The following is a 14,629-nucleotide window of genomic DNA, read 5'->3' as shown; positions in this document are numbered from 1 at the left end:
CTAAACGCAACGTCAGTCATGCGCTATCATCCACATGGTAATGCCAAAGCCAGTATAATAAGGTTTATAGCCGCTCTCTTGATTTCCTCCCTGATATTCGTACAATTGAAAATCTTTATATACCAGCCCGATACCTTTTGCATATCTTTCTGAAGAAACTTCTTTCGAGCCGTAACTGGTATTGGGCGTTGGCGGAATATTTAAGGTTTCATCATGATGTTCTACAGTCCAAACATTCTGATATTCTTGTCCTTCAATATTTTCATTGCCTGATGTTGTGTAGGTGAAATCCCATTCATTCATTTCACGCCCTGCAGCCATATCATATAGTTGTGCGTATGGCGCAGATGGTAACTGACTGTTTCCTTTCCAAGAGAAACCTTGCTTTAATGGTGCTTGTAAAGCCAATACCCGTAGGTTGTCATTTATAACTTCTGCTTTATTATCGAAAAGTACAACCTGATAAGTACCGTTGTTAAGCCATGGGCCGGTTGCAGTTTCATTATTGATAAGTCTTTGCACAACAAATGTTTTGCTGCCGTTATTATTGTCTGTTTCCTGCAATACGGTATGTTTCACCTGGTATTTATGAATCTCCTCAACGGTGCCGCTTAATACAAAAACAGTTGAGTCGAGGCGATAAGTAATGGATTTTCCAACTTGAAATGGCATGTAATCAGCAATGCTTTCTGTCTCAAAAATTTCTTTTTCCTGTGAGCAGGAAACCAATAATATCAAAGAAAAGAATAGAATCAGAGATTTGGATACATTTGATTTATACAATAGAGAATAGTGCATAGGCTTGGTATTATAAAATTGCAAATTAGCGTTGCGCAGCGCAATATAAGAAAAGCGCTGAAAGGAAGCACATTTATTCGATAAAACTACCTGACAATTCGATTTTCTCCCTGAATAATGCCACCGCCAATAACGTCATCTCCTTCGTAAAAGACAGCACTTTGGCCGGGAGCTATTCCTTTTGCATTTTGATAGAAATTTACGCGCATATTAGCACCTTCGGGATATAGGGTACACAAGGTTCCAGAATCTTTATATCTGATCTTTGTTGTTGCTTCCATCCCAGGGGTTATAACGTCATATTTGATCATATTAAGCTTGCCTACCAACATTTCATTCTTATCAAGATCATATTCATCACCCAACGTAACCGTGTTTGTATCAGGATTGATTTCTGTAACAAAAGCAGGTTTGCCAAGAGCTATATCCAGGCCTTTGCGTTGGCCAATTGTGTAAAAAGGATAGCCTTTATGCTTGCCTAGTATGTTTCCGTCCTTATCTACGAAGTTGCCGCCGTTCACACGCTCTTCCAAACCACCTACACGGCGTTTCAAAAAACCACGGTAATCATTATCAGGTACAAAGCATATTTCATAGCTCTCACTCTTTTTCGCCAGTTCGGGATAACCGTAATCGATGGCCATTTGCCTGATTTCGGTTTTATGGTAGCCGCCCAAAGGGAGAAGTGTTCTGCTTAGCAAATCCTGCTGCAAGCCCCACAATACATAGCTCTGGTCTTTTGTTTGGTCAACAGCTTTGCTGATTACATATCGGCCATTTTCATGCTGGCGAATTTTGGCATAATGGCCTGTAGCAATAAATTCGCAGCCTAATGCATCCGCTCTTTTTAAAAGTGCGCGCCATTTAATGTGCGTATTACATAATACACAAGGATTTGGTGTGCGTCCTGCCAAATATTCTTCTACAAAATCATTGACTACAAAATCTCCAAATTCTTCGCGTATATCTAAAATAAAATGAGGGAAACCATGTTGCACAGCCGCCATTCGCGCATCGTTAAAACTGTCAACATTACAGCAGCCGGTTTCTTTTTTGCTACCACCACTTTGGGCATAATCCCAGGTTTTCATGGTAATACCAACTACTTCGTACCCTTCATGGTGAAGCATAAGGGCCACTACGGTACTGTCGATACCGCCACTCATCGCCACCAGAACTTTCCCTTTTTTGCTCATTTTATCGAAAATAATTAAGATGCAAAGATAATAAACCACAGTTTAACATGTTTAGGAGCCGAAAGGTTTAAATCTACTTACGGTTTTAGAATTTAACCTTTCAATTGATTAATTTTTATTGATTTCAACTGTTTTCGTTAATTTGCTTATTCATTTTTTTAATATAATTAAAACTGAGCACTATGATTAAAATACAGGTAATTGGTCGCCTGGGTAAGGATTGTTTGGTAAATAACGTAAATGGTAGAAACGTTATCAACTTTACTGTGGCGCATTCTGAAAGATACAAAGATAGTCAGGGCGTTCAGCAGGAAAGGACTACCTGGGTTGATTGTGCGTATTGGACAGACAGGACAGCAGTTGCACCTTATCTGCTAAAAGGAACGCAGGTTTTTGTAGAAGGACAGCCTGAAGTAAGATCTTTTACAAAGAGCGACGGAACTGCGGGCGCTGCCTTATCGATGCGGGTACGCGAAGTGCAGTTATTGGGCAGTAAAAACGATGGAGGCTCGCAACCTGGCAATAATAATTATAACGCGCCACAGGCAAATACTTCATCTCCTTCATCATCAACTACTTCTAATGGCGGATCGGAAGAGCCCATCGATGATTTGCCGTTTTAGATGAAATTTTCTTTTTATGTTAATGCCCCGTTCTTTTTTACGGGGCATTATTTATTTTTGCCATTCATTAAAGCTTATGAGAAAAATTTTCATCATCCTCACTTCTGTGGTTTTGACTTCATGCATCGGGGGTTTACTGCTGGTCTAAATGATGAGCCTTTTGAGGCTGAATCCCAAAACGATGATAAGCTAACTAATTTACAGGGTACATGGTTTTGCGTTCGTACAGATGTGGTAGCTCCGGATCGCCGTGAAGAATTGGATTTTGAAAACGAATTAAAAAACTATAAGGAAAATATGGAATTGAATGTCTTTAAATTTACTAAAGGCAGTTTTGTTATGGGTACAAGAAGTGAACATCATTCTATTATGAATACGAAATGGAGTTTTGTACCTTCTAATAGAATTAATTTTCCTAAAATGGAAGAAGGCTGGAGTTTTGTCATAAATTATTTGAACAAAGATAGCATGAACCTTGACATCATTCCCCGTTTACGGCAGGTTCAGATGGCGTAAGAATTAACTGCAAAATGGTAAAACTAGATATGAAAGAGTTAAGTGATATTGACATATTTGACCCTTCAATTAATAGCTGGCGTAATATGCCTAAAGCACCGCAAACAAGCGAGCAGATTAAAGAAACTTTGCGAGGGTTGCTTAACTATAACAACCTTTACATACGATCGTTATATTATTCTTCAGCCACTTATGTGAATACAAAACTTTTTAATCTGCCATTTAGATATTACAATGGAGGTATTGGTTTAGCGGACAAGTTAACAGATGAAGATCCTTTTGTACGATTGTTTCACACAAAAGACGATGCTTATACTGCACTGCAAATGTTGCGCAAGGCTTTTCCCAAAACCGAATATGAGAGAAAGACCAATTACGTGTTGGAGTATGCGGCTTTTATGAAAGGTTTATCAGAAAATTTGTAGTAAAGTTATGTTCATAAAAAAGCCCTTTTGGGCTTAATTATTAACTGGTGAGTTTTTTACACCCTTCGCCGAAAAATAAGGTTAAGTATTACCAGTATTACAATGGCTCCCAAGGCGCCGCTTAGAATAGTACCAAGTGTACCGCTGCCAAGGCTTACGCCAAGTTTACCAAGTAACCAGCCGCCTACAAAAAAGCCTAGTATACCAACTACGATGTTACCAATCAGGCCGAGGCCGCTTCCCTGAAATATAATGGAGCCTAGCCATCCGGCAATTGCACCAATAATTATTGTCCATAAAATTTCCATATAGTAAGTTTTTAATAATTGATTAATATGAACATATAAACCATTTTGGTGCCAAAAAACGTAATCTCGGTTAAAAAGGATTTATAGTCAATTCTCAGAAAATCATGTTTCTTTGTTTCCATGGAGACTCAAACATTTTATTACGACAAATTATATGAATTTACCATAGCAGTATTTACAAAAATGGGTTGCCCGGCTGAGGAAGCAGCATCTGCTGCTAAAGTGTTATTGTCAGCTGATTTGCGGGGAGTAGATTCTCATGGTGTGGCAAGATTGAGCGGCTATGTAAGGTTGTGGGAAGCAGAAAGAGTTAATGCAAAACCTAATATCAAGATTATTCATGAAACGCCCTCCACAGCTGTTGTTGACGGAGACCGGGGTTTAGGTTTGGTAGTTGCGCCTGTGGCTATGAAGATTGCCATAGAAAAAGCGAAAAATGTGGGTACGGGCTGGGTAAGCGTACAAAACAGTAATCATTATGGAATAGCCGCGGTACATGCTATGATGGCGTTAGAACACGATATGATTGGCTTGTCAATGACTAACGCCAGTCCATTGGTGGCGCCCACATTTTCAATCTCAAAAATGTTAGGAACCAATCCTATTTGTATGGCAGCACCAGCAGGAAATCAACCGCCTTTTGTGATGGACCTTGCTACAACAACTGCTGCCAATGGAAAGCTGGAAATTTTGCAGAGAAAAAATGAGCAAGCTCCCGATGGATGGGTTCAGGATGTTAATGGCAATCCAAGTAATGATGCTAATATCTTAAAGAAAGGAGGTGCCTTGTTGCCGCTTGGCGGCGACCGTGACCATGGTAGCCACAAAGGATATGCATTGGGGGCGATGGTTGATATTTTTTCCGCATTATTAAGCGGAGCCAATTACGCACCCTGGGTACCCCCATTTCCTGCTTACGTACCTATGCCCCAAAAGCAGCCGGGAAAGGGAATTGGCCATTTTTTCGGTGCCATGCGCATAGATGCGTTTAGGCCTGCTACCGAATTTAAAAGAGATATGGATGACTGGATCAACGGTTTTAGAACAGCCAAAACTTTACCTGGCCATGACAAGGTATTAGTGCCTGGCGATCCGGAAAGAGAAATGGAAACAGAAAGAAGTAAAAATGGTATTCCATTGTTGGCTACTGTTGTTGCGGATCTGAAGCAGGTGGCAGGAAAATTAGGTATAGGCTGGTTTTTGGATTGATGGATAATCGTCGTATATATTGGATGCCATATATTCTAAAGTTAAAGTGATTGCGACGCAACGAAGATGCCACATATTCAATTGCTGGTATAACAATCAATTTTCACCTGATACAAATGGCTGCCGTATATTTGCAACCCAATTATTTTACAGATTTTAAATAAAGATATTTACGAATGAAAGTAATGAAATTTGGCGGTACAAGCGTTGGTAAACCAGAACGCATGAAACATATTGCATCGCTACTACAAAACCAAACAGAACCTGCGCTGGTAGTGCTTTCTGCATTGTCGGGAACGACTAATGCATTGGTGACTATTGGTAATCATATTGCGGCTAACGACAGGCATACTGCTTTGCAGAATATAAATGCTTTGCAAGAGCATTATAACAATTTTATAAAGGAGCTGCTAAAAAACGAAGCTGCTTATAATAAGGCAAAAGCAATTGTTGAAGAACACTTTGACTTTCTAAATATTATCCTGAAAATATCATTTAGCGAGGCATTGAGCAAGGATGTGCTTGCGCAGGAGAGTTACTTTCTACTAAAATATTTTGCTGTTACCTGGATGAGATTGGAGAATCTTATGCCTTGCTTCCTGCATTGGAGTTTATGAGTATCGACGAAAATGAAGAACCACAGATCGGTAGCATAAGAACCCGCCTCGCCCAAATCACTAATCAGCATAAAGACAAAAAAATTCTCGTAACACAAGGTTATATCTGTAGAAATGCGAGAGGAGAAGTAGATAATTTAAAACGTGGAGGAAGTGATTACACCGCATCTTTGGTAGCGGCGGCAATCAATGCATCTGTTTGTGAGATTTGGACCGATATAGATGGTATGCACAATAACGACCCGCGTGTTGTAAATAAAACAATGCCTGTTGAGCAGCTTAGTTTTGATGAAGCAGCCGAACTGGCTTATTTCGGTGCTAAGATCTTGCATCCTGCGTCAATATGGCCGGCACAGCAATACAAAATTCCGGTTCGCCTGTTAAACACGATGGAGCCTGAAGCAAAAGGCACTCTGATTACCCAGGAAGCAGCATCGGCGGGTGTTAAAGCGGTTGCTGCAAAAGATAATATCATTGCTATAAAAATTAAGAGCGGTCGTATGTTGCTTGCGTACGGCTTTTTAAGAAAAGTATTTGAGGTGTTTGAAAAATACAAAACGCCTATAGATATGATCACTACTTCTGAAGTGGCCGTGTCTATTACTATTGACAACCCGGAATTTTTAAAATTAATTCTTCAGGAACTGGAAGTTTTAGGAACTGTAGAAGTAGATGAAGAGCAAACCATTATTTCAGTAGTAGGTCACAATATCAACGAAACAGAAGAGATTATTAAGAAGTTATTTGGTTCGATAAGAAACATACCAATTCGTATGGTTTCGTATGGTGGAAGCAGGCATAACATATCTTTACTTGTTGCGGCAGAACATAAAACTCAGTTACTGCAACAATTAAATAAAGGAATGTTTGGACTAAGTTAATAGCAGAAAAATTAACACATATAATATAGTGCGAAGGAATTTTCCTTCGCATTTTTGTTGGTATAGTTTGTTTTTATAAATTTAATTAAGAAAATAAAAATAATAATACGTGAACTGGCTGCAGAAAATTTTCAAAAAAGCAAAGAAAAAACTTTCATCCCCAAGAAGGATTTACTGTATACCAGGTTTTGGGGCAGATGAAAAAATATTCGATAATTTAAAGATCGAAAATTCGGAACTTGTTTTTATAAATTGGTTGAAACCTTTGCCCAGAGAGACTTATCAGGCATACGTTGCCCGAATGGCGGAAAAGATTACGGATGAAAATCCTATTATAATTGGTGTTTCATTTGGAGGAATGGTAGCATTGGAAATTGATAAAAACAGGCCGGTTAAGCAAATCATATTGATATCGAGTGTTAAGAATACAAACGAGCTGCCACTAAAATGGAGGTTGATTGGCAAGTTGAAGCTAAACCATATTTTTCCTATCAGGCGTATTCAGGCAAACGAAAGGTTTTTCGCCCTTGCTAACAAGCGCTTAGGCATTTACACAAGAGGAACAGGAGTTTGCCAATCACTACCGCCGCATTATAGACAAGGATTATATGATTTGGGCGCTGAACCAAATATTAAATTGGAGCAACACCAACTGCCCGGACAATATAATTCATATACATGGCGACGCTGACCTGATTTTCCCGATAAAAGCCATTAAGCCCACGCATATTATAAAAAGCGGTACTCACATGATGATTATGAAAAAGGCAGATGAGATAAGTGAAATAATCAATAAGGTGCTTCATGATTTAGAATCATAAAGCCATTTCACCTTATCCCTGGATATAATTTTTAAGCTGGCTGATTGTTTCTTTTTGTTGAATAATGGTCTCTGTAACTACATCGCTGATGGATATAATACCAGCCAGGTTTCCGCCATCAAATACTGGTAAATAGCGAATGTTTTTATCAGACATAAGCTGCATACAACGCTCAACCGTGTCACTCGGATTAACGTCTGGCAAATCGGTTGACATAATTTCTCCTACAGTTATTTCGGAAGAATGTTTTCCCTGAAGAATTACCTTTCGGGAATAGTCTCTTTCTGTCAAAATACCTGCATATTTTCCGTCTTCAAGCACTATCAACGATCCAATATTTTTATCGGACATAATTTTAAGTGCGTCATAAACTGTGGTGTTTGTTTGAATAGAAACTGCATTGCTTCCCTTCCTGGCAAGAATGGTGGCTACTTTGCTCATACTAGGTTTGATTTATATAAGCTAATATAATCAATAAATGGATAAAGAGCAAATCTGTGATGACGGCATTTTATGTAGCCAGCAGTAAATACATGGCATCGATCATGCGTCGCACCATTTATTTGTGGTGCATATATCAGCCCACATTAACGTCGATAACCTTTAGTTCAATGAAGGTAAATCGGTATGTACTATCTCGCTGTAATCTTTAATTACATTATACAGCGTTCCTCTTTCAACAGGCCTTCTTTTAGCCTGCTTAATAAGCACCACCAATTCTTCAGTACTCATAGATGGCGTTTGCTCTTCAGAACCGGCCATCGAATAGATCTTTGTGGTATCATCTATAGTTCCGTCAATATCATTCACTCCAAATGACAGTGACAGTTGTGCATTTTGTCGGCCAAGCATTGGCCAATAGGCTTTAATATGCGGAAAATTGTCTAAATAAATACGCGCCATGGCATACATCTTCATGTCTTCTATCAAAGATGATTCTGACACATGGCTCATGTCATTATCGCCATTTCTAAATTTTAAAGGAATAAATGTATTGAAGCCATTTGTTTGATCCTGCAAATCGCGCAGTTGGCGCATGTGATCTATTCGGTGTTCGTAATTTTCTACATGGCCAAAAAGCATGGTTGCGTTTGATTGCATTCCTAATTCATGTGCTGTTTGATGAATTTTTAGCCAGCCAGCGCCGTCAATTTTATCAGCACAAATCTGTTCCCTTACTTCAGGCGCAAAAATCTCTGCACCGCCGCCTGGTAAACTTTCAAGCCCGGCATCTTTTAAATATTGCATGCCTTCCAACACTGTTTTTTTCGCCTTGCGAAACATATAATCAAGCTCAACAGCCGTAAAACCTTTAATATGTAATTCTGGACGATGGGCTTTAATGTTGCGCAATAATTCTGCAAAAAATTCCAGGTTCATTTTTGGGTGCACACCACCTACAATATGAACTTCTGTTACAGGTTCATTATCATATTTTTTTACGATGTCCATCATCTGTTCCAGAGAAAGTTCCCAGGCTTCATCACGATGTGCATACAATTTACTATAACTACAAAAGTGACAGGAGTAAATGCAGGCATTTGTTGGCTCTATATGGAAGTTCCTGTTAAAATAAGTGGTATCGCCATGTTTTTGCTCGCGCACATGATTGGCTAAGGCTCCAACAAAGGCAAGGCTGCCGTGCTCAAAAAGATATAAACCATCGGTATCACTAATTCTTTGTCCGTTATAAATTTTGTCTGCTATTTTTTTAAGATCGTTATTAACGTTGGGTAAAGTATTTACAGTCATCTGCTCAATTAAATTAGGTGCAAAGATAAAACGGATTTTTTAGGGGGAAGGTTTAAAATTTTTCATCTTTTACTTGTAAACTGTATCTTTACACTATATATAAAAATGTTTTATGAATGCTGAATTAAAAAGAGGTATTGCTCCCGAACATCCAGGGATTATTTTGAGAGAAATGTATGCAGAACCACTAGGTATTACTAATTCATACCTGGCAGAAAATATCGGTGTTACTCGGATAACCGTAAATAAACTATTGAATGGAAGACAGGGAATTACTGCTGAAATGGCTTTGCGATTAAGTAAAGCATTTAAAACCAGTCCTCTTTTTTGGCTTAATCTGCAAAGAAATTATGACCTGTGGCTGGCTGAGAAAAATTTCAAAGAGGATATAAAAGCAATAGCCTGATCGAATGATAAAGAGCATTCAGCATAAAGGCTTAAAGCTTTATTGGGTAAAAGGCGACAGTTCTAAATTACCGGCTGACCAGATCAGGAGAATTGGATTGATATTAGACATTTTAGATGCCTCGGTATTGATCAATGATATTAATTTTCCCGGCGCCAATCTTCATGCTTTGAAAGGCGATTTAAGGGGGAAATGGGCCGTTGCCGTAAAAGCTAACTGGCGTATTGTTTTTGAGTTTTTGGATGGAGATGTTTACCTTGTTGACTATATGGACTACCATTAATGCTAGCCTAAGCGTTTAGACTTCTTCTATTACAGACTCACCTTTTGATAAATCGCCCGAAGTCCATTGCCAGGTTTCGTTTAATCTTATTTTTCCGTTAGGTAATATTTCAGGAATGGAATGGCATATACCCGTCATCAAAATTCCTTCTTCGTTAACTTGGTGATACCGCATATCAATTTCGCCCTTTTCATTTACCAGCCCGATAAGGTGCCCGGATTTTATTTTACCGCCGCTGTAAATTGCAGTTAAGATATTGCCGTTTTGTGAGTATTTGAAAATAGTATTGCTTGAAGTTTCACCGTTTTCGGTGTTACTCATTGGTTTAAATATTTTATTATTGTAATTGAACGAGCCCATTTATGAAAATTTAAAACCATTAATGAATTCAATACATTTCAATATAGCCCAATGTTTGACCAATACCAAAGCCGAACCTACTGAAATACCAACGCGATAAGAAGGTTTTTATATTATTGATCTCTTCTTTATTTTTTAATGAGAATTTGTTAAGAAGCCGCAAAGGTTTTGATTTTAATACAAAGCCTATTTGTTGCAAACTTCGGATATCAAAATCATCAAGCCTGCCACTTTTTTTAAGCGAGTTAATGTCAGGCAGGGTCACAAAGACCTTATTTACGCTACGTGTTATTTTAAACCGAAAGTTGGTCCTTTTGTTGATAACCAGGTCAAAGCCTTTAATTTCTTTGTTGAATAATTTTTTTAGTGCCTGATCCAGTCCATCGGGTTGCGTGTTTTCCATTTCTATTGAGGCAGGAAGAATTTGTGTCTGATATTGTTCCTCTGCAAAACTGAGTAGTGTAGAAAACTTGAAATGTTCAGGATCTCCTTCTTCGCAATTTTCAAGTTTGATCTTAATTTCATCTATCCGCTTTAATGCCCGCTCTTTTTCTGAGAAGGGTGAATCTTTAAAACTATTGAGCAAATCATACTGATGTTTCGCCTTATAAAACCCTTGTTGATACCAGCTTGCCGCTAAATAATTGTTTTCAATTTCAATCTCTTTATCCATCAATTGCTGAAGTGTTGCCATTTCCTCAGCATAATATTCAATCAGTAAATCTAATTTTTCGCTCATTGATGATTGTATTTGGCTATACAATTTAGGAATTGATTCTGATTGTATTTGGTTTGATGTTAGAAATTTATTTAGATTCGTTTCGCGGTTATATTTTTATTCAATCTCATAAATCTCCCCTTTAGGGGATGGGGGTAAATATATGTCGATAAAACTCAGACTTACTGTTTTAAGCTTTTTACAGTTTTTTATTTGGGGTTCATGGCTTATTACGATTGGTGCTTATTGGTTTCAAACCAAGCAATGGGGCGGCACCGAGTTTGGCGCTATCTTCTCGACTATGGGTTTTTCAGCGATTTTTATGCCTACAGTTATGGGACTGATTGCAGATCGTTTTATTAATGCAGAACGTCTTTTAGGATTTTGTCATTTAATGGGAGCGATCGTATTGTTTTTGATACCAATGGTGAATAGCCCGGGTGCGTTTTTTTCATCATGTTCATTAATATGATCTTTTATATGCCAACCATTTCCCTTGCGAATGCTGTTTCTTACACGGCGCTCAAAACTTCAGGAAAAGATGTAATCAAAGACTTTCCACCTATCAGAGTTTGGGGAACCATTGGTTTTATTGCTGCTATGTGGGTGGTGAGCTTAACGCACCTGGAAAAATCGGCAGGGCAATTTTATGTAGCTGCCGCCGCTTCTTTAGTATTAGGGCTTTATGCTTTTAGTTTGCCCAAATGCCCGCCACCATTGAAAGGAGCCGGTAATAAAGAGGCCGGCATTCGTATGGGACGCGATGCCTTTTCTCTTTTTAGAAACAGGAAAATGGCTTTGTTTTTTGTATTTTCTATGTTATTGGGTGCAGCTTTGCAATTAACCAATGCTTACGGCGATACTTTTTTGCACGACTTTGCAAAAGTAGATGCGTATAAAGATACTATTGCTGTAAAATATCCGGCGATCATTATGTCGATATCGCAGATTTCGGAAACACTTTTTATATTGGCCATTCCTTTTATGCTTCGCCGCTTTGGCATTAAAAAAGTGATGCTGTTTAGTATGATCGCCTGGGTGTTGAGATTTGGGTTATTCGCTTATGGAAATCCTGCAGAAGGATTGTGGATGATTATTTTGTCATGTATTATTTATGGAATGGCCTTCGATTTTTTTAATATTTCCGGTTCTTTATTTGTCGAAACAGAAAGCAGCGAGTCGATCAGGGCAAGTGCACAAGGAATTTTTATGATGATGACCAATGGCATAGGAGCTGTAATGGGAAGTATGATAAGCGGAGTAGTGATTGATCAGTTTTTCACAACTATCGATGGTGACAAAGACTGGCAAGGCATCTGGCTGGGCTTTGCTATTTATGCATTGGTGGTAGCCATCGCCTTTGCATTATTTTTCAGGCATAAGCATCAGCCGGAGCGTTTAAGTGTTACTACTCATTAAGTTTCTACATTCCATAACAGTTGTTAGTGGAAAATTGTCAGTATTGAAACTTTTGAATTGACATTTTCTTCACAACAAAATGCCACAATTGCTGTTATTTAATTCTAGGACCTAAATTTGTTGTTCACTTAGCATTAAATTATTTCAAACTTTTTTAAACTATCTAATAATGGCAAAAGAATTTAACGACGCAAACTTCCAGGTTGAAGTTTTAGATTCAGATAAATTAACTGTAGTAGATTTTTGGGCAGAATGGTGTGGCCCTTGCCGCGCTATCGGCCCGGTAATTGAAGAGCTTTCCAAAGAATATGATGGAAAAGTAAACATTGGCAAATTAAATGTTGATGTAAACCCTCAGGTTTCTATGGATTATGGCATTACTTCTATTCCTGCTATTTTATTTATTAAAGGCGGGCAGGTTGTAGACAAATTAGTTGGAGCGCAGCCTAAAGGTAATTTTGTTAAAAAGATCGAATCACATCTTAACTAAGTTTTAGTTTTGTTTATTGTTTTTAGAAACCCCGCCCGTGCGGGGTTTCCTATTTTCGTAATCTTATTTTTCTGCTCTCTTTCACAACGTTTAGCAGCCGCTGCTACGTAACTTTGCCGAAGGCGAACTTTGCGCTCTTCATTGGCGAAGGAAAGGCATCATTCTTTGCGAACTTTGTGTGAAAATTTCTTCAAACTGGGTCGTTGATTTTTTTAACCCCGTCTCATTCAACGATAGTTAAACAGCAGATCTAAAATCATTGTTTCATTGTATCCTTTGCGTTCGTTGTGTGAAATAGGGAGGCTTTCCATAATAAACTCCCATCACCATAACTTAAAAACCTGAAATCGTTTGAAAGTGCATAGTTATAAATGCGCTTCCAGTTGTCGCCAACCAATGCCGCTACTAACAGAAGAAGGGTTGAAGAAGGTTGATGAAAATTGGTGACTAAGCCGTCGATCATTTTAAAATCGTAACCCGGCGCAATAATAATTTGTGTTTTAGCTACCAGCTTATTTATATTATGGCTGTTCAGAAAATCAAGTACAGCCTTCAATGCATCATTTTTAGCAGGATGTTTTCTTTCTTCATACACTTCCCATTGATCAACAAATGGAAGATCATTATTGAAGATTTTTTGTTTTTCTATGAGCTTAACACCAAGCCAGTAAAGGCTTTCCAGAGTTCGTAACGATGTTGTTCCTACCGCCACTACTGGTCCGGTATGTTCAATAAGTTCTTCGATCAATTCATGGTCAACCTCAATAAACTCCGAATGCATTTCATGTTCCTGCATGAGTTCCGCTTTCACAGGTTTAAACGTGCCAGCTCCCACATGTAGCGTTACAAAACTAGTAGCGACGTTTTTTTGAGAAAGTGATGTCAGTACATCATTTGTAAAATGCAAGCCTGCAGTTGGTGCTGCCACTGATCCATCAAATCTTGCAAATACTGTCTGGTAGCGGGTTTTATCACTTTTTTCGTCTACTCTTTTTATATATGGAGGAAGCGGTACATGCCCGGCGCTATGCAATACTTCAGCAAAACTAAATGCCCCGTTCCAGCTTCAATCACAAAGCAGTCTGTTCTTTTTCAATAAAATGTGCTTCTAATGTGTATGGGTTATTATTTATTGAAAAAGATAAAGACAATATTTGCCCGGATTTCCATTTTGATGCACCGCCAATAAGACAAAGCCATTTTACACTTCCTGTCTTGTTCATAGCCGAAGTAATATCAGCATACATTTCATGGGGTTGAAGGCAAAAAATTTCAATAATGCCGCCGGTATCTTTTTGAAACAACAGCCTTGCTTCCACCACTTTGGTGTTGTTAAAGACCATTAAACTATTTGTTGGAATATGTTCGGCAATATTTCTGTAAATATCTGTTTTGATGTCTTTGTTATGATAAATCAAAAGTTTGGCATCGTCCCGGTTTTGTAAGGGGTGATATGCGATCTTTTCATCGGGAAGATCGTATGTATAATCCTTTATTGATAGGCTTTTTGGATTCATTTAATTTTTTTTGTGGTCAGCAGCAGTAATTCTATCGGCAGTCTTGCGTCGCACACTTCAACTTATGTACATGTCTGATCGCACAAACGCAGCAAATTTCCAGATTTTCAACCGTATTTGCCTTCAAAATCACCGAAAATCACAGTTTTTCTGCCTTATTAACTTTTTCGGTTGAGTAATCCACATTGTATTAACATGGTTTTATTGTGAAAATGTCTTGAAATCCGCTAAAACTCTTTACAGTAAAGGGTTTTATTCTTTTTCAATTTGTGGATAAATCAAGAAGCCTA

At 38.3% G+C, this 14,629-nt stretch carries 19 protein-coding genes and 1 pseudogene; 11 read left to right on the top strand and 9 right to left on the bottom strand.

Going from position 1 to position 14,629, the window contains the following annotated elements; genetic code table 11:
• Positions 1-12: 12 nt before the first annotated feature.
• Together MKP09_RS24845 and mnmA are read right to left on the bottom strand one after the other, a co-directional pair.
• The gene (locus MKP09_RS24845) at positions 13-672 is read right to left on the bottom strand and encodes a hypothetical protein (protein ID WP_240833429.1); all 660 of its coding nucleotides are present in this window, start codon (positions 670-672) and stop codon (positions 13-15) included.
• Positions 673-884: 212 nt separating this feature from the next.
• Positions 885-1,994 carry a tRNA 2-thiouridine(34) synthase MnmA gene (gene mnmA / locus MKP09_RS24840; protein WP_240833428.1) on the bottom strand — a complete coding sequence of 370 codons (1,110 nt, stop codon included), beginning with the start codon at positions 1,992-1,994 and terminating at the stop codon, positions 885-887.
• Positions 1,995-2,176: 182 nt separating this feature from the next.
• Here mnmA and MKP09_RS24835 point away from each other — a divergent pair, with 182 nt between their 5' ends.
• Genes MKP09_RS24835 through MKP09_RS24825 form a run of 3 tightly spaced genes read left to right on the top strand, consistent with a single transcriptional unit; the run spans position 2,177 to position 3,558 of the window.
• Complete coding sequence (locus MKP09_RS24835; RefSeq protein WP_240833427.1) at positions 2,177-2,617, top strand: single-stranded DNA-binding protein; 441 nt, start codon at positions 2,177-2,179, stop codon at positions 2,615-2,617.
• A gap of 57 nt (positions 2,618-2,674) precedes the next feature.
• Positions 2,675-3,133: a hypothetical protein gene (locus MKP09_RS24830; protein WP_240833426.1), complete on the top strand. Its 459-nt coding sequence runs from the start codon at positions 2,675-2,677 to the stop codon at positions 3,131-3,133.
• A 14-nt stretch (positions 3,134-3,147) separates the two neighbouring features.
• Entirely contained in the window at positions 3,148-3,558 is a 411-nt protein-coding gene (locus MKP09_RS24825) for a hypothetical protein (RefSeq protein WP_240833425.1), read from the top strand.
• Positions 3,559-3,614: 56 nt separating this feature from the next.
• Here MKP09_RS24825 and MKP09_RS24820 read toward each other — a convergent pair whose 3' ends face one another.
• Positions 3,615-3,866, bottom strand: a complete 252-nt coding sequence (locus MKP09_RS24820) for a GlsB/YeaQ/YmgE family stress response membrane protein (RefSeq protein WP_240833424.1) — start codon at positions 3,864-3,866, stop codon at positions 3,615-3,617.
• Between the two features lie 120 nt (positions 3,867-3,986).
• On the opposite strand from MKP09_RS24820, the gene MKP09_RS24815 reads away from it, so the two are divergent.
• The 4 genes from MKP09_RS24815 (at position 3,987) to MKP09_RS24805 (ending at position 7,264) form a co-directional block, all read left to right on the top strand.
• Complete coding sequence (locus MKP09_RS24815) at positions 3,987-5,075, top strand: Ldh family oxidoreductase (RefSeq protein ID WP_240833423.1); 1,089 nt, start codon at positions 3,987-3,989, stop codon at positions 5,073-5,075.
• A 176-nt stretch (positions 5,076-5,251) separates the two neighbouring features.
• A complete protein-coding gene (locus MKP09_RS27155) occupies positions 5,252-5,692 on the top strand; it encodes an amino acid kinase family protein (protein WP_262915719.1) in 441 nt (146 codons plus the stop codon).
• On the top strand, positions 5,581-6,573 hold the full coding sequence (locus MKP09_RS24810) for an aspartate kinase (protein WP_317235498.1): 993 nt from the start codon (positions 5,581-5,583) through the stop codon (positions 6,571-6,573). The genes MKP09_RS27155 and MKP09_RS24810 overlap by 112 nt, the downstream gene beginning before the upstream one ends.
• A 109-nt stretch (positions 6,574-6,682) precedes the next feature.
• The gene (locus tag MKP09_RS24805) at positions 6,683-7,264 is read left to right on the top strand and encodes an alpha/beta hydrolase family protein (protein ID WP_240833422.1); all 582 of its coding nucleotides are present in this window, start codon (positions 6,683-6,685) and stop codon (positions 7,262-7,264) included.
• Positions 7,265-7,406: 142 nt separating this feature from the next.
• On the opposite strand, the gene MKP09_RS24800 is transcribed toward MKP09_RS24805, so the two are convergent.
• Both MKP09_RS24800 and mqnE read right to left on the bottom strand, forming a co-directional pair.
• The gene (locus MKP09_RS24800) at positions 7,407-7,835 is read right to left on the bottom strand and encodes a CBS domain-containing protein (protein WP_240833421.1); all 429 of its coding nucleotides are present in this window, start codon (positions 7,833-7,835) and stop codon (positions 7,407-7,409) included.
• 162 nt (positions 7,836-7,997) lie between these two features.
• A complete protein-coding gene (gene mqnE, locus MKP09_RS24795) occupies positions 7,998-9,146 on the bottom strand; it encodes an aminofutalosine synthase MqnE (protein ID WP_240833420.1) in 1,149 nt (382 codons plus the stop codon).
• A gap of 112 nt (positions 9,147-9,258) precedes the next feature.
• Between mqnE and MKP09_RS24790 the strand changes: the two genes are divergently transcribed.
• Positions 9,259-9,552, top strand: a complete 294-nt coding sequence (locus MKP09_RS24790; protein ID WP_240833419.1) for a HigA family addiction module antitoxin — start codon at positions 9,259-9,261, stop codon at positions 9,550-9,552.
• Between the two features lie 4 nt (positions 9,553-9,556).
• Positions 9,557-9,835, top strand: coding sequence for a type II toxin-antitoxin system RelE/ParE family toxin (locus MKP09_RS24785; RefSeq protein WP_240833418.1), 279 nt, complete (start codon positions 9,557-9,559; stop codon positions 9,833-9,835).
• 15 nt (positions 9,836-9,850) lie between these two features.
• Here the strand turns inward: MKP09_RS24785 and MKP09_RS24780 are convergent, their stop codons facing one another.
• Both MKP09_RS24780 and MKP09_RS24775 read right to left on the bottom strand, forming a co-directional pair.
• On the bottom strand, positions 9,851-10,195 hold the full coding sequence (locus MKP09_RS24780) for an avidin-fold protein (RefSeq protein WP_490355062.1): 345 nt from the start codon (positions 10,193-10,195) through the stop codon (positions 9,851-9,853).
• Positions 10,196-10,223: 28 nt separating this feature from the next.
• Positions 10,224-10,934 (bottom strand): hypothetical protein, encoded by a 711-nt coding sequence (locus MKP09_RS24775; RefSeq protein ID WP_240833416.1) that lies wholly within the window; start codon positions 10,932-10,934, stop codon positions 10,224-10,226.
• A 142-nt stretch (positions 10,935-11,076) separates the two neighbouring features.
• On the opposite strand from MKP09_RS24775, the pseudogene MKP09_RS24770 reads away from it, so the two are divergent.
• Both MKP09_RS24770 and trxA read left to right on the top strand, forming a co-directional pair.
• Positions 11,077-12,332: pseudogene (locus MKP09_RS24770) on the top strand (nucleoside permease).
• A gap of 169 nt (positions 12,333-12,501) precedes the next feature.
• Positions 12,502-12,822 (top strand): thioredoxin, encoded by a 321-nt coding sequence (gene trxA / locus MKP09_RS24765; RefSeq protein WP_240833415.1) that lies wholly within the window; start codon positions 12,502-12,504, stop codon positions 12,820-12,822.
• A gap of 256 nt (positions 12,823-13,078) precedes the next feature.
• Here the strand turns inward: trxA and MKP09_RS27150 are convergent, their stop codons facing one another.
• Both MKP09_RS27150 and MKP09_RS27145 read right to left on the bottom strand, forming a co-directional pair.
• Positions 13,079-13,855, bottom strand: a complete 777-nt coding sequence (locus MKP09_RS27150; RefSeq protein WP_262915718.1) for an S-adenosylmethionine:tRNA ribosyltransferase-isomerase — start codon at positions 13,853-13,855, stop codon at positions 13,079-13,081.
• A 37-nt stretch (positions 13,856-13,892) separates the two neighbouring features.
• Positions 13,893-14,339, bottom strand: a complete 447-nt coding sequence (locus MKP09_RS27145) for an S-adenosylmethionine:tRNA ribosyltransferase-isomerase (RefSeq protein WP_262915717.1) — start codon at positions 14,337-14,339, stop codon at positions 13,893-13,895.
• Between the last annotated feature and the right edge of the window lie 290 nt (positions 14,340-14,629).

Source organism: Paraniabella ginsengisoli (genome assembly GCF_022513635.1).
GTDB lineage: Bacteria > Bacteroidota > Bacteroidia > Chitinophagales > Chitinophagaceae > Niabella > Niabella ginsengisoli.
This window is presented reverse-complemented; position numbering and strand designations above follow the sequence as displayed.